The sequence below is a fragment of the Rhizobium sp. S152 genome (assembly GCF_030380735.1).
In the GTDB taxonomy this organism is placed as follows: Bacteria; Pseudomonadota; Alphaproteobacteria; order Rhizobiales; family Rhizobiaceae; genus Rhizobium.
Window position 1 is genome coordinate 298,687 of sequence record NZ_JAUDRZ010000002.1, and the last position, 24,908, is coordinate 323,594.

General features: G+C 64.9%; 1 protein-coding gene. It reads right to left on the reverse strand.

The window, feature by feature from the left end:
* Positions 1–174: 174 nt before the first annotated feature.
* Positions 175–24,519: an Ig-like domain-containing protein gene (locus QTL95_RS02750; protein WP_289718427.1), complete on the reverse strand. Its 24,345-nt coding sequence runs from the start codon at positions 24,517–24,519 to the stop codon at positions 175–177.
* Between the last annotated feature and the right edge of the window lie 389 nt (positions 24,520–24,908).

Consider the following 24,908-nt stretch of genomic DNA (forward strand, 5'->3'; position numbering starts at 1 on the left):
TGATTTCTAGCATAAGGCGTTTCACGTAACTGTGTATCGACGCAGCACTTTTCGTTCTTTAGTCCGGCCGTCGTCCAGCAAATGCGGCGGACCAAAGCCTCCCAAGGCTGCAACCGCGGTCGGTCACCTCGCTTCGCCACGAGCGGGTGCCGATTGCGGTTGTCGAGGGCCTGGTCAGCGCCCCTGAAGTGCTGCCCACAGCTTGTCCGTCGTTCCTCCGTCGAACTTCGCTTCCGCCAGCATCTGGTCGGAGAACAAGGTACCGTTGCCGAGGTCGGCGCGGCGGTCCCTGACGTGGTCGAGGATGGTGCCGGTCTGCAGATCGATCCGCATGCTGTCGCTGATCGTGCCTTCCTTCGAAGTGCCCCATATGCGGATGTCGATCGATACGGTTCCAACCGGCGGCCGGCCGATGATCATGCCGCCGTGGGTCATGCTCATCCAGTCAGGCAAGGCGCGGCCATCGGCAAGGGTGACACTGAAGGTCGCGTCTTCGACGTCGCCGCTCGATTTCGGCATGATGTAGAGGTAGTCCTTGTGGAAGATGGTATCCACCGTGAACCACGTGCTGTCCTCACCCACACCGGCCAGATGGATGTTCGACCCGCCCTTGAAGAAGCCGATATGCAGATCGTCGAGACGGCGGCCGCTTTCGATCCAGTCCGCGATCTGATGTACCGCATGAAGCACCGCGCCCTCGCGAGGCAGCGATCCTATCCCGTTCAGAGGTTGCGCCGCATTGATCACGCTGTCGATCGGGCCGTCGGCGGTGATGTCATCGGAGATGGCGCCGAGATCGTCGAGCACGTCCTGCATGCCGGAGCCCAGGCCATCACCATCGTCGTCGAAGTCAGGTCCTCCCGGATCGTTGGGGTCGACAGGGAACTGAACGGGTGGATCCCGCTCGAGCGGCGGGCGCTCCGCCGGCGGCTCAGCGCTGCCCACCGAGATGTTGACGGTATAGGTCGACGTCGCGTCACCGTCGGAGACCGTGAAGGTAAAGCTGTCGGCGCCTTCATATCCCGAGGCCGGCGTATAGGAGTAGGTGCCGTCGGGATTGATCGTGAGGGTCCCGTGCGCGGGGTTCGAGCCGACGCCGTAGACGACGGGTGTTCCCTCGACGTCGAAGGCCGGCGGCAATCTGCCGGTGACGGTCTGGTCGCGACCGGCGGCAATCGAGGTGCCGGAACCGACCGGCGCATCGTTGACCGGCGTGACGGTGACGATCACCCGGTAGACCACGGTCGCCCGGCCGTCGCTGACGGAGTAGCTGAACTGGTCGGGGCCGTTATAATTGCGGTCGGCGATGTAGGTGTAGCGGCCGTCCGCCATGATGGTGACGGTGCCATGCGCCGGATTCCCGGCAAGGCCGTAAGTGACGGCGTCTCCGTCGGGATCAGTGGCCGTGGGCAGACGGCCCATGAAGGGCGTGTCCTCGGCGACCGTCAACGCGCCATCCTGGCCGACCGGCGCGCCATTGGCGGCGCCGACAGAGACAGTGACGGTATAGGTCGAAACGGCGCTGCCATCCGAGATCGTGTAGGTGAACTGGTCGGTTCCCGCGAAGCCGGGCGCCGGCTGATAGGTGTAGGTGCCGGTCGGTCCGACCGTGACCGTGCCATGCGCCGCCTGGGCGCCGAGGCCGTAGGTCAACGGCGAGCCTTCGACGTCGAAGGCCGGCGGCAGGTTGCCGGTAGCCGTCGTGCCCTGTTCGGCGGAAATCGAGGTGTCGGAACCGACGGGCGCATCGTTGACGGCGCTGACCGTCACCGTGACGCGGTAGACGTTGGTCGCCGAGCCGTCGCTCACCGAATAGCTGAAGCTGTCCGTGCCGTTGAAGTTGGCATTGGGGACATAGCTGAAAGTGCCGTCGGCATTGACCCGCACGGTGCCATGGCCGGCGGCTGCCGCCAGGCCGTAAGTGACGGCGTCGCCATCGGCGTCGGTTGCCGGCGGCAGGGTTCCCGAGAAGGCCGTATCCTCGGCCAGCGAGATGGCGGTGTCGGCGCCGACCGGTGCGTCGTTGACGGCGCGCACGGAGACGGTGACGGTATAGCTCACCGTCTCCGTGCCGTCCGACAGCGTGTAGGTGAACTGGTCTGGGCCGGAGTAGTTCGCGACCGGCGTATAGGTGAAAGTCCCATCCGGATTGACGGTGACCGCGCCGTGAGCGGCCGGCGTTCCGAGGCCGTAAGTGACGGTGTCGCCATCGGCGTCCGAGGCCGGCGGCAGCGATCCGCTGAAGGATGCATCCTCGGAAACGGATATCGCGAGGTTCGATCCGGTGGGCGCATCGTTCTCGGCGCCGACATTGACCGTGACGGTATAGACCGATGTGACCTTGCCGTCGGAGATCGCATAGGTGAACGTATCCGTGCCGTTATAGTTGGCATCGGGCGTATAGGTATAGCGTCCGTCCGGCTGGACCGTCGCCGTGCCGTGGCTCGCCCCGGTCTGCAGCAGGTAGGTCAGCGGATCGCCGTCGGCATCGACCGCGCGCGGCAGGCTTCCGGCAGCCGTCCCGTCCTCGTCGACCGTTATCGAGACGTTGCTGCCGACAGGCGCGTCGTTGACGGCGGTTACGGTGATCCTGACTGTATAGGTCGAGACCGCTTCTCCGTCCGACACCTGGTAGGTGAAGCTGTCCGCGCCGTTATAATCGGCGGCGGGAACATAGCGGTAGCTGCCGTCGGCATTGACCGTAACCGTGCCGTGCTGCGCCTGGGTGCCGAGCGCGTAAGTCAGTTGGTCGCCATCAGGATCGCTGGCCGCCGGCAGGACGCCGTTGAAGGGGCTGTCTTCCGAGACGGTAATCTCGGTGTCCGAGCCGACGGGCGCGTCGTTGACGGATGTCACGTCGATCGTCACCACATAGGTCACGACATCGAGGCCATCGGACACGGTGTAGGTGAAGCGGTCGGCGCCGTTGTAGTTGGCGGCGGGGCGATAGCTGTAGGTGCCGTCGGCGTTGACGACAACCGTTCCGTGAGACGGTGCCGCGCCAAGGCCGTAGGTGAGCGGATCGCCATCCGGATCGGTGGCAACGGGCAACCGGCCGCTTGCCAACCCGTCTTCCGCCACCGTGATCGTGGCATCCGAGCCGCTCGGAGGGTCGTTGACCGCGCCGACGTTGACCGTGACGGTGTAGGTGACTGTCTCGGTGCCATCGGAGATGCTGTAGACGAAACTGTCGGCGCCGTTGTAGCCGGGAGCCGGCGTATAGCTGTAGCTTCCGTCGGCACGCACCACGGCAACACCATGCGCGGCCTGGGTGTCGAGACCGTAGGAGACGGTGTCACCATCGGCGTCGGAGGCGGGCGGCAGCTGGCCGCTCACCGTCTCGTCTTCCTCGACTGAGATCGAGGTGTCGGAGCCGACGGGCGCGTCGTTGACCGATGTGACGGAGAGCGAAATCGTATAGGTCGAGACGGTCTTTCCGTCGGAGACGGTGTAGGTGAAGCTGTCCGCGCCGTTGTAGTTCGCGGCCGGCACATAGCGATAGCTGCCGTTGGCATTGACGGTGACCGTGCCGTGCTCGGCTTGGCGGCCGAGGCCGTATGTCAAGCTGTCGCCGTCAGGATCGGTGGCCACGGGCAGCCGGCCGTCGAGAGGCTGGTCTTCGGTCGCGACAGCGGTTCCGTCGGATCCCACCGGCGCGTCGTTGACGGCTGCAACCGTCACCGAGATCGTCACCGTCGTCACGCCGCCCTGACCGTCGCTAACGCTGATGTCGAAGCTGTCGCTGCCGTTGAAGTTCGTGTTGGGCGAATAGAGATAGCGCCCAACCGCGTCGATCGTTGCGGTGCCGTTGCGGGGGCCGGATGCGACGGCGAAGCTCAGCGGATCGCCGTCGGGATCGGTCGCCGAAACCACACCCGAAACCGGCGTGTCTTCCTGCGTCTGGATCAAGGAACCGCTGGCGACCGGCGGATCGTTTTCCGCGGCGAGGATGATGGTCGCCTGATCGGTGTCGGTCTGAGTGCCGCCCGCGCCGCTATTGCCGCCGTCGCTGGTGATCATGGTCAGCGTAACCGGCGCATTGGAGTTGGTTGCCGGCTGATAGACTGGCGCGGAAGTACCGGCAAGGTAGGCGTTTATGTCGGCCAACCGGCCGGTCAGCGTCAGCGCGCCCGAGCCGCTGCCGGTCACCTGGACGTTGCCGCCCGCAAGCGCGCTCAGCGTTCCCGCATCGACCCGTAGCGTGACGGTCATGACGCCTGTCCCGGCATCGACGTCGGAAATCGATATGCCGGTGAGCGGCAGCGGCGTGTCCTCGGTACCATTGAACGTTGTCGGCAGGCTGTTCACCGGGGCGTCGTTGACAGCGGTGACGGTGCCAGTGACTTGGCCCTGTGCGGACAGGCTGCCGTCGGAGACGGTGTAGTTGAAGCTGGCGTTGCCTGTGTAGTCAGGTGCCGCCGCGAAGGTCAGCGTGCCGTTGGCGTTGAGTGTGACGGTGCCGGAGGCGAGCGTGACGCTGCCGCCGGGCGAGATTGCCTGACCGTCGATCTCGGTGATCGAAAGCGTGTCGCCATCGGGGTCGCTGTCATTCGCGAGCACCGCGATGGTGGTTTGGCCGTCCTCGGTCACGGTGAAGCTGTCGTTGCCTGCGACCGGTGCGTCGTTGACCGATGCGACAGAGATGGTCGCCGTTGCGGTATCGGTTCCGCCATTGCCGTCCGAAATCCGGTAGACGAAGCTGTCGGTTCCGTTGAAGCCCGGTGCCGGCGTGTAGGTGAAGGTGCCGTCGGGACGCAGGACGAGCGTCCCGTTCGCCGTCGTGCTGACGAGCGAGACCGCCAGCGGATCGCCATCCGGGTCGCTATCGGCGCCGTTGCCGTTGTCGGCAAGGACCGATCCCGAAAGCACGGTGTCCTCGTCGACCGAAAACTGGTCGTTGACCGCTGTCGGTGCAGGGTTGGTCACGGTCCAGGCGAAGCTGCGGGCCGCCGTTCCGCCGACGCCGTCGTTTGCCCTGACGGTCACCGTGTATGTGCTGCTGCCGGTCGCGCCCGAGGCATCGGGCAGTATCCTGCCGGTGATGTCGCCCGTCTGCGCATTGAAGGCGAGGCCCGGCGGCAGGCCGGTGACGGTGAAGGTCAGCGGACCGCCGTCGATGTCGGTGAACTGCGCTCCGGCGGCGACCGAGACTGTGTCGCCGTCGAGGCTGGTCTGCGGCGGCAAGGCCGGTGCCGTCGGCGCGTCGTTGGTACCGGTGACGGTGACCGTCAGCGTCGCGGTCGCCGTGCCGCCATGGCCGTCGGAAATCGTGTAGGACACCGAGGCGGTCGCTGTCTGGCCGGCGGCCAGTCTGTCGAAATCCGCTCCCGGATCGAATGTGTAGGAGCCATCGGCCGCGATGCGGAAGGTACCGCCGCCCTGGCCGGGCACCGCAGCGCCAACGCCGCCGCTGGCTGCACCCACGCCGACCACCGTCAGCGTGTCGCCATCCGGATCGCTGTCCGCGCCGGGTCCGCCGACGATGACGTTGCCGGATACAGGCGTGTTTTCACTCGTGCTGGCCGCGTCATCGGCAGCAACAGGCGCATCGTTGACGGCGCCAACAGAGACTGTGATCGTGGCGACGGCGCTGGCGCCGCCGGGGTCGCGGACGATCACGGTGAAGCTGTCGGTGCCGTTGAAGTTGGCGTTGGGCGTATAGCTGTAGGTGCCGTCGGCGTTGACCACGGCCGTGCCGTTCTGCGCGGCGGTCTGAAGCCCGTAGGTAAGCTCGTTGGGCGCATTGTCGGCATCGGTCGCCGCAAGCTGGCCGGAAGCGGCTCCATCCTCGTCGACGCTGACCGCAACGTCGGCAAGCACCGGCGCGTCGTTGACGGCACCGACATTGACGGTGACCGTGTGGGTGACGACGGCCCGACCATCGGAGATCGTGTAGGTGAAGCTGTCGGTACCGTTGAAATCGGCGGCCGGCGTATAGGTGTAGAAGCCGGCGGCATCGACCGTGACACTGCCATGGCTCGGTTGCGTACCGGCGCCATAGGTCAACGTATCGCCGTCGGCGTCGGTTGCCGCGGGCAGCCGGTCGCTGAGAGGGGTATCCTCGCTGGTGGAAACGGTGACATCCGTGCCGACGGGCAGATCGTTGGCGCCGGTAACCGTGACGGTGAAGGTCGCCGTCGATGTGCCGCCCTGGCCGTCCGATATCGTGTAAGTGACGCTGGTCGTCCTGGTCTGGCCGACCTGCAGGTTGTCGAAGTCCGTCCCCGGGACGAAGCTGTAGCTGCCGTCGGCGCCGATGATGAAGCGCCCGCCGCCCGAACCGGTGACCGAAGCCCCGACACCGCCGGCGTTTCCATTGACCGCGCTGACGACGATCGTGTCGCCATCGAGGTCCGAATCTGCTTCGTTGCCGTTGTTGGCGAAGACGGAGCCGGCAATGTCGGTGTTCTCACTCGTGGTCGCGGCATCGTCCCTGGCGATCGGCGCCGGGTTCGAGACGCTGATCGTGAAGACCTGTTCCGCCGCGTTTTTGCCGTCGCTGGCCGTGATGCGAACGGTGTAGATGCCGCCATTGACCTGCGACGCATCGGAATTAACCTGACCGGTGATGATGCCGTCGGCGGAAATCCCAAGACCGGCAGGAAGGCCGCTTGCGGCGAAGGTCAAGTTGGGCGTGTCGACGTCACTGAAGTTGCCGGAAACATCGAGGCGCACCGTCTGCGCATCAGCAAAGGACTGGTTGCCGATCGGCGTGCCGATTGGCGCGTCGTCGACCGGAACGACCTCGATCGCGATCGTGTAGGTGACCGTCGAGCGACCGTCCGAGACACTGTAGGTGAAGCTGTCCGTTCCGTTGAAATTAAGGGGCGGCGTGTAGGTGTAGCGGCCATCAGCGCTTATGGTCACGACGCCGTTCGATGGCGGGGTTGATATCGCGTAGGTGAGCGCATCGCCATCGGGATCGGTCGCAACGGGCAGGCTGCCGCTCGCGACCGTGTCTTCGTTGGTGCGGATGTTGCCGTCGGAGCCCACGGGTGCGTCGTTGACCCCCGTTACCGTGACCGAGAGCGAGGCCGAAGAGGTGCCGCCGTGGCCATCGGAAACCTCGTAGGTTACCGTGCTGACACGCGTTTCGCCTGCCTTCAGGGCCTGGAAATCGGCACCCGGATCGAAGCGATAGCTTCCGTCCGCGTTGATGACGAAGGTCCCGCCCGCGGAGCCCGCGACTGTCGTGCCGGGGGCCGCGCCGCCGACGGACGACACGACGAGCGCATCGCCATCCGGATCGGTATCGTTGCCGAGCACGCCCGGCACGGCGCCGGCAATGGCGGTGTCCTCGTTGGTCGTTGCCGTATCGTTGTTGGCGACGGGGTCGTCGTTGACCGCGCCGATGGAGATTGTCGAGACGGCGGGGTCCGATGTCGCTCCACCGTCGTCGGTGACGGTCACCGAGAAGGTTCGATCGCCTGATGTCGGGTTGTCGCTGGTGTTTTCATACTGAAGCGCGCGGATAAGCGCGGTCGCCGAAGCATTCTCGATCGCGCCTCCGGAAGCATTGGTGAAGGAAACGGCATTGGCGCCGTCATAGGTGAAGCTGAACGTCGTGCCGCCGAAGCTGATGGTGCCGCTGCTCGCCGTTCCGTAGACGATGTCGGCGGAACCGTTCAGATGGATGACTTCCGATCCGCGATCGGCAAAGCCGCCGAGAGCGACATTGAGCGCAGTCAGTCCACCCTCCGGATCGAAGATGATCGCGTCGCCGCTGGCGATGGAGACGGGCGCGTCGCCCTCGTCGAAGCTGCCGGAGATGTCGCCGCCGGGTGCCGCGCCGTTGAGATCGACCACCGCGACGTCGTTGACCGAGGCCACGGAGATCGAGATGGACGCGTCCGCGAAGCCGCCATTGCCGTCGCTGATGCGATAGGTCAGGGGAACGGTTCCGTTGAAGTCGGCCGTGGGCGTGAAGGTGAGCGAGCCATCGAGATTGAGCCGGATGGTTCCGCCGGTCACAGCCACCGTGCCTTCGGCCGCGATCGTCTGGCCGTTGATCGCGACGATCGTCAGCGGGTCGCCGTCGGGATCGCTGTCGGCGCCGCCGTTGGTCGTGCCTTCGCCGGTAATCGGGTTGAAGGTGACGGCGGTATCCTCGTTGGTCGCAACGGTGTCGTTGTTGGCGATGGGGGCTGGGTTGGTGACGGCGAAGGTGAACGCCGTCGATGCCGTTCCGCCGTGACCGTCATCGGCCGTCACGACCACGCGATAGGGGCCTCCCAGCGACGCATCCCGATCGATCGTGCCGCTGATCAGCCCGGTGTCAGGGTGGTATTCGAGACCCGGCGGCAGGCCGGTGACAGCAAGGGTCAGTGTATCACCGTCCACATCGGTGAAGAAGCTTGTCACGTCGAAGCTGACGTCTGAGCCATCAGCCTGCGAATGATCGGGGATCGGGTTTGCCACCGGCGCATCGTTGACGCCCTCGACCGTGACGACCACGGTCGCCGTGTCGGTGCCGCCGTTGCCGTCGGACACCGTATAGGTGAAGGACGCCGTGCCGACGTAGTCGGGTGTGGGTGTGAAGCGCAGTTGCTGCACGCCGCCCACGAGAACCAGCTGAACCGAACCGTTCGCGGTCGGCACGGCCGGTCCCCCGACGCTGACATTGACGCCGTTCACGAGCACGATCGTGTTGGTGTCGCCGTCGCTGTCGACATCATTGGCGAGGACGGGGATGTCGACCGGCTGGTCCTCGGATGTCGTTGCAGTGTCGTTCATCGCATCCGGCGCGATGTTACGGATGGTGTAGGTGAAGGTGGTGTCGGCGGATTTCCCCTCGGCGTCCGTGGCGGTGACCTTCACCACGTAGCTCGACAGGCCCGTCGGGCCGGAGGCGCCCGCGGAAATCCGGCCGCTGATGACGCCGGTGGTGGCGTTGAACTCCAGCCCCGGAGGTAGCCCTTCCACGTCGAAGGTCAGCGCGCCGCCCTCGGGATCCGCGAAGTAGCTCGAGATGTCGAAATTGATCGTGTCGCCGTCGTTGCGTTCCAAGTCGGCGATCTCGCCGGCGACGGGCGGGTCGTTCTCGGCGCCGACGGTGATCGTCAGGATGCCGGTGCTGAGGCCGCCCTGGCCGTCGGTAACGCGGTAGACCACGGTGTCGATGCCGTTGAAATCGCGGTCCGGCGTATAGTTCAGCGTGCCGTTGGCGTTGACGGTAACCGTGCCGTGCGCGGCTTTCGGCGGGAAACTCGGGTCGATCGACAGAGGATCGCCGTCGGGATCGGTATCGTTGGACAGCACGTCGATGTTGAGCAGCGGCGTGTCTTCGGTCGTGCTCGCGGTGTCGTTCACCGCGATCGGCCCAGGATTGGTGACGGTGAGGCTGAACGTGACGGCGCGCGTGCCGCCATGGCCGTCGTTTGCTGTGACGGTCACCTGGTAGGGACCACCCTGCGAGGCGCCGGTATTGATCACGCCTGTTATCACGCCCTGGGCGTTCATGGACAGGCCTTGCGGCAGGCCTGTGGCGCCGAAGGTCAGGGTATCGCCGTCGACATCGCTGAAGAAGGCGCCGACACCCACCGGGTTGTCGGTCAGCGATTGCCCATCGGCAAAGGTCATGCCAGGGATCGGCGTGGCGACAGGCGCGTCGTTGGCGCCGGTCACGGTCACGGTGATGGTGGCGGTATCGCTCTCTCCGTCGGCGTCTGTCACGCGATAGGTGACGCTTGTGGTCCGTATCGCACCGGCAGGCAGATCGGCGAAGTCGGTGCCTGGGTTGAAGGTATAGGCACCATTTGCGCCGACGGTGAATGTGCCGCCGTTCGATCCCGTTACGGCCTGGCCGACGCTGGCAGCCTGGCCATTGACCTCGTCGATGACGAGCGGATCGCCATCGGGATCGCTGTCGTTGGTCAGCGCGTTGCCGCCGCCGCTCTGGTTCTGCCCGACGGAGAGGACGTCATCGACGGCCTTCGGCGGGAAGTTGCTGATAATCCAGGTGATCGTCCGCGAAATCGTACCGCCGTTGCCGTCGGAGACCGTGATGGTCGCCGTGTAGGGCGTCGGCCGCGATGCGTCGTTGGGAAGGGTGCCCGAAATGACGCCGGTCGTCGGGTTGATCGAGAGGCCGGGCGGTAGGTCGGTCGCCGTGAACGACAAGGCATCGCCGTCGCGGTCGGAGAAGTAGGCGCCGGCGTCGAAGGACACCTGCTGGCCATCGCTGTCGCGCTGTGTCGGGATATCGCCGTCGACATCGGGACCGTCGTTGACCGCGTTGATCGTGATCGTCACCGTCGCCGAGGAAACGCCGCCCTGGCCGTCGGAGATGGTGTAGACGATGGTGTCCGTGCCGTTGAAATCCACAGGCGGTGTGTAGGTGATGGCACCGTTTGCGGTGAAGGTTAGCGTTCCCTGTCCGGCCGATGCCGAGATCAGGGTGAGCGTGTCGCCGTCGGGATCGGTATCGGCGCCATCGTCGCCGCTGTTGGTGCCCTGGCCGGTGATGACGTTGAAGGTGGCGCTCTGGTCCTCGTTGATGACGACGCTGTCGTTGACCGCCGTCGGACCCGGGTTGGTGACGGTCAGCCGGAAGGTGCGCGAGATTTCCTCGCCGGTTCCGCCGGGACCGTCATGCGCCGTGACCGTGATCGTATAGACCCCGCCCGCGCCGCCCTGGCTCGCATCATGATCGATGGTGCCGAGGATGATGCCGGAGGCGGCATCGAAGGTGAGGCCGGCAGGCAGGCCGGTGATCGTATAGTTGAGCGTATCGCCGTCCGGATCGCTGAAGAAATCGCCGACGCGGTAGACGAAGCTCTGGCCGTCCCCGCGGACCCGGTCGGGAATGGGGTTCGGACTTTCCGGCCCGTCGTTCTGCGGCAGGATGGTGACGGTGACCGTGGCGGTATCCACGCCGCCGTTGCCGTCGTCGATCGAGTAGGTGAAGGTTTCCTGGCCGTTATAATTGGCAACGGGCGTAAAGCGCAGAACCGGACGATCGCCGGGGCCGGCAACGAGTCGGACCGAACCGTTTGCGGTCGCGACGGAGGCGCCGTTCAGCTGGAGCACGACGTTGTTGACGCGAATGACCTCGTCATTGTCCCCGTCGGGATCGCCGTCATTGGCAAGAACGTCGATATCGACGGGTGTATCTTCATTGGTCACGGCCGTGTCGTCCTGCGCGACGGGCGGCAGGTTCCGGACCGTGTAGTTGAAGGTGAGCGATGTCAGGCCGCCATGGCCGTCGGACGCCGAGACGGTGACAGCGTAGATCCGCTCACCCGTCGGTCCCGACGCGTCCGCGGCGACGCGACCGGAAATCCGACCGGTGACCGGATCGAGCGTGAGACCTGACGGCAGGCCCGTCACGGAGTAGCGCAGCGCGTCGCCGTCGGGGTCGCTGAAGAAGGCGCCGAGGTCGATCGTTTCCTGGTCGCCGTCGTTGCGGGTGCGGTCGGCGATCGGCTGACCGACCGGGTCGTCGTTGACGCCGGCGACGGTGACGGTGACCGTGGCGCTGGCCGTGCCGCCGTTGCCGTCGGAGATAGTGTAGACGATCGTATCAGTGCCGTTGAAGTTCGCATTCGGCTGGTAGGTGATCTGGCCGTTCGAGCCGATCGTCACCGTGCCGTTGGCAGCGCTCGCTGCCGTTACGGTCAGGGGATCGCCATCGGGATCGCTGTCGGGAATGCCGCCGCTCGCCGAACCATCCAGCACGTTGATGACGATGGCTGTATCTTCGTTGCCGGTCGCTGTGTCGTTGACGGCGATGGGCGCCGGGTTGGTCACGGAGAAGTTGAAGGTCTGGCTCGTCGTTCCGCCATGTCCGTCATCGACGGCGATCACGACGGAATAGACGCCATTGCCGGATGGGCCGCCAATGCTCGCCTGACGGTCGATCGTGCCGGTGACCACGCCGGCGGAACTGATCGCCAGCCCGGTGGGGAGCCCGGTTGCCGTGTAGCTGAGCGTGTCGCCGTCCGCGTCGGAGAAGAAGCCGGAAAGGTCGAAGTTCACCTGCGCGCCGTCGGCGCCGGAGCGGGTGGGAAGCGGCGTTCCGACCGGCGCATCGTTCACGCCGGCGACGTTGACGGTCACTGTATATTCACTGCTGCCGCCCTTTCCGTCGCTGACGACGAAGCTGAAGCGGTCTGTGCCATTGAAATTCGCGTTCGGCCGGTAGCTGTAGGTGCCGTCGCTGTTGACCGTGAGGCTGCCGTTCGCCGGCCGCGTCGTGCCGGCCGCATAGCTGATGCTGTCGCCATCAGGATCGCTGGCAGGTGGCAGTGTGCCCGACAGCACGCCGTCCTCGTCGACGGAGACGGTGGTGTCGGACGAGATCGGGGCATCGTTGACCGGCGTGACCGTGCCGTTGACGGAGGCGGTCGCCGTGCCGCCGTTGCCGTCGGAAACGGTGTAGGTGAAGCTCGGGCTGCCGTTGTAGTTGAGGGCAGGGGTGAAGGTGAGGGTGCCATCGGCGTTCAGCCGCACGCTGCCGCCGGTCACGGTAACCGAACCACCGATCGCGATCGACGTGCCGTTGATCGCCGTCACGCTCAGCGGATCGCCATCGGGATCGCTGTCGTTGGCGCGGACGTCGAGTGTGACGGCCGTGTCCTCTGATGTCGTGAAGGTGTCGGCCGCGGCGATAGGTGCATCGTTTACGGGTGTCACGGTGCCGGTGACGGTGGCGGAGGCGCTGCCGCCATTTCCGTCGGAAACCGTATAGGTAAAGCTCGGCGTCCCGTTGAAGTTGGCCGACGGCGTAAACGTCAGCGTGCCGTCGGCGTTGAGCCGCACGCTGCCGCCGGTGATGGCGACCGAGCCGCCTGCGGCGATCGCAGCGCCATTGATCGCCGTCACGCTCAGAAGATCGCCGTCGACATCGCTGTCGTTGCCGCGCACGTCGAAGGTGACGGCGGTGTCTTCTGGTGTCGTGAAGCTGTCGTTAACGGCGACAGGCGCGTCGTTGACTGGCGTAACGGTACCCGCGACTGTGGCAGTCGCCGTGCCGCCGTTGCCGTCGGAGACGGTGTAGGTGAAGCTTGGTGTGCCGTTGAAGTTGGCCGATGGCGTGAAGGTCAGGGTGCCGTCCGCGTTAAGCCGTACGCTGCCGCCGGTCACCGCGACCGAGCCGCCGATCGCGATATCAGTGCTGTTGATCCGCGTGATCGTCAGCGCATCGCCGTCAGGGTCGCTGTCGTTGGCGAGAACGGAGATGCTGACGGACTGGTCCTCCGCCGTGGTGAAGCTGTCGTTCTGGGCGACGGGCGGGTCCTGGACGGGGTTCACCGTGCCGTTGACGGTTGCCGTGGCGGTGCTGCCGTGGCCGTCGGAGATCGTGTAGCTGAAGCTCGGGGTTCCGTTGTAGTCGGCCGATGGCGTGAAGGTGAGCGTGCCGTTGGCATTGAGCCGGACGCTACCGCCGGTCACCGCCACCGAACCGCCGGAAGCGATGCTCGTGCCGTTGATCTGGATGACCGAAAGCGCGTCGCCGTCGGGATCGCTGTCGTTGCTCCGCACATCAAAGGTGACGGCGACGTCCTCGTTGGTCGTGAAGCTGTCGTTCTGGGCAACCGGCGGGTCCTGCACCGCGTTGACGGTTCCGGTGACGGTCGCGGTCGCCGTGCCGCCCTGGCCGTCGGAGACGGTGTAGGTGAAGGTCGGCGTGCCGTTGTAGTCGGCAAGCGGCGTGAAGGTGAGCGTGCCGTTGGCATTGAGCGTGACGGTGCCGCCGGTGACGACGACCGAGCCGCCGGAGACGATGCCGGTGCCGTTGATCTGCGTCACGGCCAAGGTTCCGCCGTCGATATCACTGTCGTTGGTGCGCACATCGAAGGTGACGCTGGTGTCCTCGTTCGTCGTGAAGGTGTCGGGAGCGGCAACGGGCGCGTCGTTCTGGCCCGTGACGGTGACGGTGACGGTGGTGGTCGAGGATCCGCCCTGTCCGTCTGATATCGTATAGGTGATCGTCGTTGCCCGCGTGGCGCCAGCTGGGAGATCGTCGAAGGCGGTGCCCGGGTTGAAGGCGTAGGTGCCGTCGCTGTTGATGGTGAAAGTGCCGCCATTCGAGCCCGCGATCGGTTGACCGACCCCGCCAGCACTGCCGCCGACGGCCGAGACGGAGATGGGATCGCCGTCCGGATCCCTGTCGATCCCGTTGCCGTTGTTGGCGAAGACCGAGCCGTTGATCGATGCGTTCTCCGTCGTGGAGAGGTTGTCGGCGGCGGCGATCGGAGGCGGGTTCAGAACGGCCCAGGTGAAGCTGCGGCTGGCGGTGGCGCCGCCGCGGTCGGTGGCCGTGACGGTCACGGCATAGGGGCCGGTGACGCTGGCGCTGCGGTTGATGGTGCCCGAGATCTCGCCGGTCGCCGCGTTGATCGTCAGCCCCGGCGGCAGGCCGGTGGCGGAGAAGGTGAGGGTATCGCCCGCATCCGGATCGCTGAAATTGCCGGCGACCGAAAGCGAGACCGCCTGTGCTTCGTTGCCGGTCTGGTTGGCGATCGGCGTAGAGATCGGGGCGTCGTTGACGCCAGTCACAGTGACGGTGAAGGTTGCGGTGGAGAAGCCGCCGTGGCCGTCGGAGAGCTGGTAGGTCACGCTCGACGTGCGTTGTTGCCCGGCCGGCAGATCGTCGAAGGCGCTGCCCGGATTGAAGATCGCGTTGCCGTCGGCGCCGATCGTGAAGCTGCCGCCGTTCGACCCGGCGACCGCGACGCCGACATTGCCGGCAACGCCGTTGATCGCGGAGACCTGCAGCGTGTCGCCGTCGACGTCGGTGTCGTTGGCGAGAACATTCAGGCTGGCCGTCAGGTCGGCGTTCGTCTGGGCGGTGTCGTTGACGCCGACGGGTGCGTCGTTGACCGCATTGACGGTCACGCTGACCAGATATTGGACCGTGACCGTTCCATCGTTGATGCTGTAGGTGAAGCTGTCGGTACCGTTGAAATTGGCTGCCGGTGTGTAGGTGTAGGTGCCGTTCGGGTTGACGACGACGGTGCCATGAGAGGGCGCGATGGTCCCGGCGCCATAGGTCAGCGTGTCGCCGTCGACATCGGTCGCGACCGGCAGGGTTCCCGAGAAGACGCTGTCCTCGTTGGTGGAGATCGCCACGTCGGATCCGACCGGCGCGTCGTTGACGGGCGCGATGGTGATCGTCGCGGTGTCCGTATCCGATAGCGCGCCGCCACTCCCCGTATTGCCGTTGTCGTTGGTCACCATGGTGAGCGTGACGGTGCCGTTTCCATTGGCAACCGGGTTGAATGTCGGGCGCGTGCCGGCCGCGGCCAAGAAGCCGTTGATATTGGCAAGCGTGCCATTCAGCACAAGCGTGCCGCTGCCCGATCCGCTGACCGTGACACCTGCACCGTTCGCGGCCGTTAGCGTCCCGGAATTGACGCTGAGCGTCACCGTGATTGCGCCCGTGCCTGAATCGACATCCGTAACCTGGATGCCGGCGAGCGGCAGCGCGGTATCCTCGTTCGTGCCAAAAGTGGCGGGCAATGTGTTGACCGGTGCGTCGTTGACCGCCGTGACGTTGAAGGTGAAGCTGTTGGGCGTCTGGTCGGTGTCCTGGCCGCCATTGGCCGTTCCGCCGTTGTCGCGCACCTGGAACGTGAACGAGGCGAGACCCGTGCCGTTGGCATTGGCGGCCGGGGTGAAGGTGAGATTGTCGAAATTCGCGGCGGAGATGACCTGTCCCGCCGTGACCGGCGTACCGCCGAGCGAGAGCACGCCATTCGTCGGAAGCGTGGTGATGACGACGGCGGCGAAGCTGTTGGCCGGGCTGTCGGCGGCGTCGCTGAAGCCGAAGCTTGAGGCTGAGAAGGTGTAGGTTGCATCCTCGTTGATGGTCACGGTGTTATCCGTGCCCGATGGCGCGTCGTTAACAGGCGTAACCGAAATCGTCGCGGTGTCGATATCGACCAGCGCCATGCCGCCGGTATTGCCGTTGTCGTTGGTGGTCATCGTCAGCGTGACGCTCGATGTCGAATTGGCTGCCGGCGTGAAGCTCGGGCGCGTCGCTGCGGCGAGATAGGCGTTGATATCGGCGAGCGTTCCCGAGAGCGTCAGCGACTGCGAGCCGGAACCGGTCACGTTCACGCCGCCGGCGGCCAGCGCCGAGAGTATGCCGGAGTTCACCGAGAGCGTCACGGTCATGGTGCCGGAGCCCGCATCCTGGTCGGAAATCTGCAGTCCCGCGAGGCCGAGCGCCGTGTCTTCTATCGCTGTAAATGTCGGAGGAAGGGTGTTGACCGGCGGCGTATTGACGGAGGCGACAGCAACCGTCACCTGCGCGGTTTCGGTGGTTCCGCCAGAGGTCACCGTATAGGTGAAGTTCGCCATGCCGTTGTAATCGAGGGTCGGTGTGAAGACCAGCTGGCCCGAGCCATTGAGACGCACTGAGCCGTTGGCGACCGTCACGGCGGCGCCACCTGCGGTGATCGCCTTGCCATCGACGGCGGTGATCAGGCGTCCGGGGTTCTCGAAGCTGTCGTTGGCGAGAACGGAGATGACAACGGGCACGTCCTCGTCGGTGGATATGGAATCATTGGCGATATCGGCGACCGGGGTGATGTCGACCGCGATCGTGCTGTTGTCGGCGAGCGAGCCGTCGGAGGTGCGCACCGAAATCTGAGCCGGACCATTGTAATCCGCGGTTGGCGCGTAGTTGGCGCCGGCAAGAGCTGCGTTGATCGCCGCCGCCGTTCCGGAGAAGGTCATCGTCTGATCCGACGTGCCGTCGCCGGCACTGAAGGAGAGGCCCGACGTACCGGAGAGCGAGAAGGCGCCGTTGGTGACCGTGACGGTGACCGTCAGCGTGCCGCTGTCGATATCGGCGACCGTGATCGCGTTGCCGCCTGATGGCGAGAAGATGATCGACGTATCTTCCGCCGTCGTCTGCGCGCCGGGAACGGTGTTGACGGGCGCATCGTTCACGGCGGCGACGTTGACCGTGACGGTCGCGGTTTCCGTCACGCCGCCTGACGTGACTGTGTAGGTGAAGCTGGTGGTGCCGTTGAAGTTCGCGGCGGGGGTATAGGTGATCGTGCCATCGGCGGCGAAAGTCACCGTTCCCTGGCCTGATGGCGGCTGGGTGACAGAGGAAATGACCCGGTCCGGGTTCTCGAAGTTGTCGGCGGAGGCGCCGTTGGTGCCGGTGATCGCGTTGAAGGTGATCGCGGTATCTTCGTTGGTCGTCACGGTATCGGCGACGATGTCGGCAACCGGGGTGATCGAAATCGCAACGGTGTCGGTATCGGTCGCCGTGCCGTCGAATGTCTGGATCGTCAGCTGTGCGGCGCCGTTGTAATCGGCGGTAGTGGTGTAGGTCAGGCCGGCGAGCGCAGCGTTCACCTGCGCGGCGGTGCCGGAAATCCGAACCGTTGCGGTGCCGTTGCTGGTCACGGTCGCGCCGGAGCCGGCGGCGACGTTGGCAATGCCGTTGGTGACGGTGACGGTCGTGGTCAGCGCGTCGCCATCGACATCGGCGACCGATACGCCGCCGATCGCAAGCGGGGTATCCTCGGCGACGGTTTGCGCGCCCGGAACGGTGTTCACAGGCGCGTCGTTGACGGCGATGATGTTGACATTGACCGTTGCCGTTTCGGTCACGCCGCCTGATGTGACCGTGTAGGTGAAGCTGGTATTGCCGTTGAGGTTGGCGGATGGCGTGAAAGTGAGCGTCCCGTCGGCATTAAGGCGCACGGTGCCGCCGGCCACGTTGACGACGCCGTTGGCGACGATCGCGCCGCCGTTGATCGCGGTGATCGTGTGGCCGGAGTTCTCGAAGCTGTCGTTGCTGTTGACGTCGATGACGACGGCGGTGTCTTCGTTGGTCGAGACGCTGTCGTTGGTGATGTCGGCGACCGGGGTCACGGTGATGGTCTGCGTATCGGTATCGGTCAACTGTCCGTCGCTGCTGGTCATGGTCAGCGTCACGGAGCCGTTAAAATCGGCCACGGGCGAATAGCTCGGCCGGGCGGTTGAGGTGAGGAAGGCATTGATATTGGCGAGCGTTCCCGAGAGCGTGATCGTGGCGGTGCCGGAGCCGCTGACGGTCACGCCGGATCCCGTGGCGGCGCTGAGCGTGCCGGAGCCGACGGATAGCGTCACGGTCGTGACGCCCGTTCCCGCGTCGGGATCGCTGACCGAAAGGCCGGTAAGCGAGAGTAAGCCGTCCTCGGCGATGCTCCAGCCATTGGCGGGCAGGCCGTTCACCGGCGGATCGTTGACGGCGACAACGGCGACCGTCGCGATCGCGGTATTGGAGGCAAGTGCCCCATCCGACACCGTCACGCTGATCGAGCGCGCGGTCGTGCCCGGATCGTCCGAGGCGGAGGCGTAGCGGATTTGGCCGAGCGCCGTCTGGTAGGCCGCCTTGCTTGCCGAGCCGCTGAGAGTCAGCGTGAAGGTCGACGGGTTGTAGCTGGCGGTGATGCCCGTCGGCAGCGTCCCTGCGATCGACAGCGCATCGCCGGTCTGGGCATTGGTGATGACGACGGTCGCGGATGCCATGTTGGCGCTGTCGATATCGCTGACCAGTACGCCGGTGTTGACGATCGCGACGCCGGCACCGTTCTCGGTGTAGCTCGTGGCGTAGCCGGTCCCGGCGGCGGATGCGTCGAGGTCGAGGGTCGGTGCGTCGTTGACCGGGTTGACCGTGATCGTTGCTGTATCGGTATCGGTGAGTGCTCCGCCCGATCCGGCGTTGCCGCCGTCGTTAGTCGTCATCGTCAGCGTGACGGCGCCGTTGAAGTCTGCCGTCGGCGTGAAGAGCGGCCTCGCGGTCGAGGCGAGATAGGCGTTGATGCTGGCAAGCGTGCCCGACAGCGTGAGGGATGAGGTTCCCGATCCGGTGATCGTGACGCCGGCGCCTGACGTTGCCGTCAACTGACCGCCGCTGACACCGAGTACGACGCTGACGGTGCCGTTGCCGGCATCGACATCGGCGATGGAGAGGCCCGACAGGCTGACGGCAGAATCCTCGTCCGTCGCCCAGCCACCCGGTGGCAGCGTGTTCACGGGCGCATCGTTGACAGCGTTGATGGTGATCGTGCGTGTGTCGGTATCCGTGAGGATGCCACCGGTGCCGGTATTGCCGCCATCGCTTGTGGTCATGGTCAGCGTCACCGCGCCGTTGGCATTGGTGGCGGGCGTGAAGACGGGCACGGATGCGGAAGCAAGATAAGTATTGATCGCCGAGAGCGTGCCGGAAAGTGTCAGCGCGGCCGATCCGGAACCGGCGACGGTGACGCCACTGGCTGAGGTTGCCGCCAGCGTTCCACCGCCCACGGCGAGCGTCACGGTCATCGTGCCGTTGCCCGCGTCCACGTCGGAAATGGAGAGGCCGGAAAGCGCGATGCCGGTGTCTTCGTTTGTCGTCCAACCCGAGGCCGGAAGCGTGTTGACCGGGGCGTCGTTGACGGCGGTGACGTTGACCGTCACCGTTGCCGTCTCGGTGACGCCGCCTGATGTCACGGTGTAGGTGAATGTCGTCTGGCCGTTGAAGTTGGCTGAAGGCGTGTAGACAAGCGTGCCGTCGGCGGCGAAGGTGACGCTGCCCTGTCCGGCAGGAGGTTGTGTGACGCTCGTCACGGCGCGGCTCGGGTCCTTGAAACTGTCTGCTGTCGCTCCGTTCGTGCCTGTCATGACGTTGAAGGCGAGGGCGGTATCCTCTGATGTCGTCACCGTATCGGGGGTAATATCGGCGACCGGATTGACCGTGATCGCCACTGTATCCGTATCGGTCAGCGACCCGTCCGATGTCACGACCGTCAGCGTATCCGAGCCGTTGAAATCAGCCCTGCCGGTATAGCGCAGCGAGGCCAGGACGCTGTTTACCTGTGCCAGGGTGCCGGAAACCGTCACGGTACCCGTGCCGTTGCCTGATATCGTGCCGGCCGTGACGGATGGCGAGAGGGTGCCGTTGGCGACCGTAAGCGTCACGGTGACCGAGCCGCTGTCGACGTCGGCGACGGAAATGCCGCTGATCGCGGTCTGCACGTCTTCGTCGAGCGTGAGGGCGCCGGGAACGGTGTTGACCGGCGCGTCGTTGACGGAGATCACGTTGACCGTGGCGACCGCGATGTTCGAGGTTGCGGCGCCGTCGTTGACGGAGACGTTGATGGTGCGGGGCGTGGTCGAGGGATTGTCGGAGCTCGAGAGGAAGCGGATCTGCTGCAGCGCCGCCTCGTAGCTTGCCTTGGTGGCCGAGCCGCTGAGCGTCAGCGTGAAGGTCGAGGCGTTGTAGTTCGCGGTGATGCCCGCGGGCAGCGTTCCCGATACGGCGAGGAGATCGCCGGCCTGGGCATTGGTGATCATGGCAGATAGCGATGCCATGTTGGCGTTGTCGACATCGGTGATAACGCCGTCCGTGTCGGCGATGGCAACGCCCGCTCCCTTTTCCGTGTAGGTGGTGGAGAAGCCGGTGCCGGCGCCCGATGCATCGAGGTCGAGTATCGGCGCGTCGTTGACGGCCGTGATGTTGATCGTTGCCGTATCCGTATCGGTCAGCGGCCCGCCGGTCCCGAAATTGCCAAGGTCACTGGTCGTCATCGTCAGCATGACGGCGCCGTTGGCGTCGGCGACCGGCACGTAGATCGGAGCCGCCGTCGATGCCAGATAGGCATTGATGTTGGCGAGCGTTCCCGTCAGCACCAACGTGCCGGTCCCGGAGCCAGTCACGGTGACGGCCCCGCCGGAGGCAGCGGTGAACAAGCCTGTCGGCACCTGAAGCCGGACGGTCATGTTACCGGTTCCGGCGTCCGGATCGGCGATCGACAGGCCGGTGAGAGTGACGCTGGTATCCTCGTTGGTCGTCCAGCTCGTCGGCAGCGTGTTGACCGGCGCGTCGTTGACGGCGGTGATCGCCACGGTGGTGATCGCGCTGTTGGAGTTCAGGCTGCCGTCATTGACGGTGACGCTGATGTTGCGCGAGGCAGACGCGCCGTTCAGCGTCGGGTTATCGGAGTTCGTTGAGTAGAGCACCTGCCGGAGTGCGGTCTCGTAGGCGGATTTGGTCGCCGAGCCCGTCAGCGTCAACGTGAAGGTCGAGGCGTTGTAGCTTGCGGTAATCCCGGCGGGTAACGTTCCCGCCACCGCCAGAAGGTCTCCAGCCTGGCCGTTGGTGACGACGATCGAGGCGGAAGCCATATTGGCGTTGTCGACGTCGACGACGCTGCTGTTGGTGTTGGAGATGGCGACACCGGCACCGTTTTCCGTGTAACCGACCGAATAGCCGGTTCCTGATGTCGAGCCGTCGAGATCGAGCACCGGCGCGTCGTTGACCGCAACGATGGTGATATTGCGGGTGTCGACATCGGTCAGAGCGCCGCCGGTGCCGGTGTTGCCGTTGTCATTGGTCGTCATAGTCAGCACGACCGAGCCATTGGCGTCGGGCACGGGGACGTAGACGGGCGCCGAGGCTGACGCGAGATAGGTGTTGATGCTGGCAAGCGTGCCCGTAAGGACGACGTTGCCCGTCCCTGATCCTGAAACCGTGACGCCGCCGCCGGATGCGGCCGTGATCGTGCCGGTCGCGACGCCCAGCGTAACGGTCATCGACCCGGTACCGGCGTCGAGATCGGTGACCGAGAGACCAGTCAGCCCGACGCTCGTATCCTCGTTGGTGGACCAGCCGGTTGGAAGCGTGTTGACCGGCGCATCGTTGACGGCGACGACTGAGATTGTCGAGGTCGCTATGGCGGAAGACAGGCCGCCGTCATTCACCGTCACGTTGACGACGCGCGGCGTCGTGCCCGGGTTGTCGCCGGTGTTGGAGAAGGTGATGGCCTTGATCGCGGCGGCATAGCTCGCCTTGGTGGCCGAACCCGTCAGCGTGACGGTGACCTGACCGGCAACGGACGTATCGACGGAGCCGCTGATGCCTGCGGGCAGCGTGCCGACGGTCAGCAGGTCGCCCGCCTGTGCATTGGTGAGCACGATGGTCGCCGAGCGCATGTTGGTGCTGTCGAGGTCGCGCACATCGGTCGCGGCACTGCTGATCGAGACGCCGGCGCCGTTTTCCGTGTAGGTCGTCGCGTAGTTGACGCCCGCGATAGTGTCGACGTTCCTGAAGGCGCTGACATTGTCGATGAAAATGTCGTCGGTGCTTGGCGTCAGCAGGCCGCCGGCGGCGGAATAGCTGAAGACAAGATCGCCGGTCGCAACCACCGTCGAAGGCAGGTTGATGGTGACGGGGGTGCGGTTCCAGGCGGTCGTGCCGGCGGTCGACGCGGCAACCGTGGAGGGCGAGCCGGTCGCGCCGTTGAAATAGGTGATGGTCGCGGTGTTGGGCGTTCCGTTCAATGTGCCTGTGGTGATCCGCGCGTAGAGCACGCCGCCGATCGTCACGTCGAGGGTTGAAGGTGTGTTGTTGTCGTTGGAGATGCCGAGCAGCAGGTCGTTGCTCCAGCCGAGATCGAATGTGAGCTGCGCGGCGCCGGAGGGGGCGAGGCCATCGGTCCAGCCAGACACGTTTGCTTGGGTAAGCGTGCCGGTTCCGCCGTTGAGTGTCCAGGCGAAGCCGCCATTGGCGGTGGCGCCGGTGCCGCCGACCGCCCAGCCGGTCGTGCCAGGTGTACCGCCATTGGTAATGATCTGCGTGGGCGTGGTGCCGGAATTCAGGTCAACGATCGGCGCCTGGACGACGTAGCCGAAGTCGGCTGCGAGATTGGCCGCGCCGATGGTGGCGAGCGCGAGGGACTGGGTCGTGCTGCCCGTGGTGTTCGGCGCCGCGCCAAGCACACCGTTCGCATCGGTCACGCGGACGATATATTGGCCGGGCAGGACGCCGGTGAAGAGATAGTTGCCGTTGGCATCCGTGGTATCAGTGGCGAGCACGCGCTCGCCGGCACTGACCAGCCCGTCGCCGTTGACGTCGTCGATGAGCTGCACCGTGACATTGCCGATGCCGCCGTCGCCGGCGTTGAAGGTGCCGCTCTTGTCGTTGTCGGCGAAGATCTTGTCGCCGATCGTCCCCGTCGGCGGCGTCCAGCGCGCGGCGTCGGAGATGCCGGTCAGCGCGGTCGTTCCATTGGTGGTGATGGTAATGGCGGATCCGATGGCCGCACCGGTTACCGGATTGATCTGCCGGATTTCGGTGCCGACCAGATAGGTGTTGCCGTTGATGTCGCCGCCGCCCTGTGCGCTGGTGCTGCCGCCGACATTGGTGACGCTGTCGATGATCGCGCCGGTCGCGAGATTGTAGCGAGTGATTGTCGATGCGTTGACACTGAGGAGGGCGTTGTTGGCGGCGTCGATGGCGAAATCGCCCCAGTCATTGGCCGTCGTGATCAGCGCGCCGAAGGTCGTCGCGCCGGCCATCGTGCGACCGTTGTTGCTGAAGGTGATCCGGTAAATCTGGTCGCTGCTGCCGGTCAAATTCTCGACGCCGAGATAGAGCCCGCCGTTGTAGAAGGTCGCCGCACCACCGCCCACACCGGTCGATCCGGTCGAAATATTGGTCGCGGCACCCGTCGTCAGGTCGGAATCGACGAGGATGTGGGTGTTGTTGATGTAGTCATAGGCGAACAGCGCCTTGTTGCCCGCATCGGTGCTGCTGTCGACATAATAGATCAGACCATTGGCCTGGTCGGCCGCGAGAGAATTGATCACATTCGAAACGTTGATGCCGCCGACCGAGTTCGGCACGGTCGTGATCATCGTCGCCTTGCCGGTCAGCACGTCGACGCTGTAGATCGACCGGCCGGCCGACACCAGCAGGGCGCCATTTCCGTTCGAGGTCGCGACGTTCAGCGTATCGACGAAATCAGCGTGGCTCTTGTCGGTGCCGATCACGTCGGATGCGATGTCGCCGTCATGATATTCGAGATCCCAGTTGCCGCCGAGCGCGGCATTTCCGGTCGGGTCGGTCGAGGCCGCGACGTCGGCGCCGGTGAGATAACCGAGCATCTTGACGGCGCCGGTCCCCGCATCACCTTCGGCGAAATTGCAGCCATAGACCAGAATGTCCGCGTCGGCGGTGAGGGATGAGCGCAGCGAGGTGAGGTCGGCGGCATAGTCGGTCGCCATCGTCTCCGTCGTCAGCGAGGCATTGCCGAGCTGCAGGAAACCGTCCTTGCCATGCGAAATGATGTGGATCGCCTCGACGTCGTGCATGGAGGAGAGCGTTTCGGCGAGCTCGTGCACACCGTTCTCGTTGGGGTCAACGACGATGACCTTGAAGTCCTGGCCGAGATCCTTGACCAGCGCGTCATAGTCGGGAACGGTCGAATCGACGACCACGACCTGTCGCGGCTGTGTTGCCGCTGACGAGGCGTCAGGCGCTGCCGAACTCGCCTGGTGGTCGGCCAGCGCGGCGACAAGCGCGTCGTGACCGTCATTTCCGGCGTCGTGGCTTTCGGCGGGGGCATCGCCGTGATCGCCTTGATCCTGATGACTCTTTTCTTGGGATTTTTCTACGGTTGCAGCACCAGCGGCATCGAATGCGATCCGTTGCTCCAACTCCATCAGCATGGAGCCGTATTTTGTTTTCTTTTTCTTGGCCGGCACCTTCTCGATGCGGTCAGAATCGGGGCGAACGTACCGTTCGTTCATGGGGTTTCCTCCACGACAACGCGTTTCATTAATCCGGGCGCCCTTGATCCCGGCATTGCTCATTTAACTAGTCTTCCTCAGCCGGTTCCCAGGCCGGCTTCGCAACCCTAGTAAGCAGATCCCTAACGAAATCCTAATTTTCGACCATAAGATTTAGTTTTGACTAAATCAACCTATGCAGGCTCTTGTCGTTAGATCTATCCGACACACCTTCTGGGGAGGCAAAACGAATAATACCCCGAAAAATTGTGTTTTGTTAAGTCTCGATTAACCATGTTCGCAAAGACTTAACAATGATCGGCGAGGGCTTTTGGTTCTGATTTGTCGTCAACGCCGGCGAATTTTCGCCCAGTAATTTGCATATCCGCTGATGTTGGCTACCTCACCTA

Bases quoted from the DNA above. Each gene is read 5' to 3' on its own strand.
- QTL95_RS02750 (WP_289718427.1), bottom strand. From the start codon at position 24,519: ATGAACGAACGGTACGTTCGCCCCGATTCTGACCGCATCGAGAAGGTG.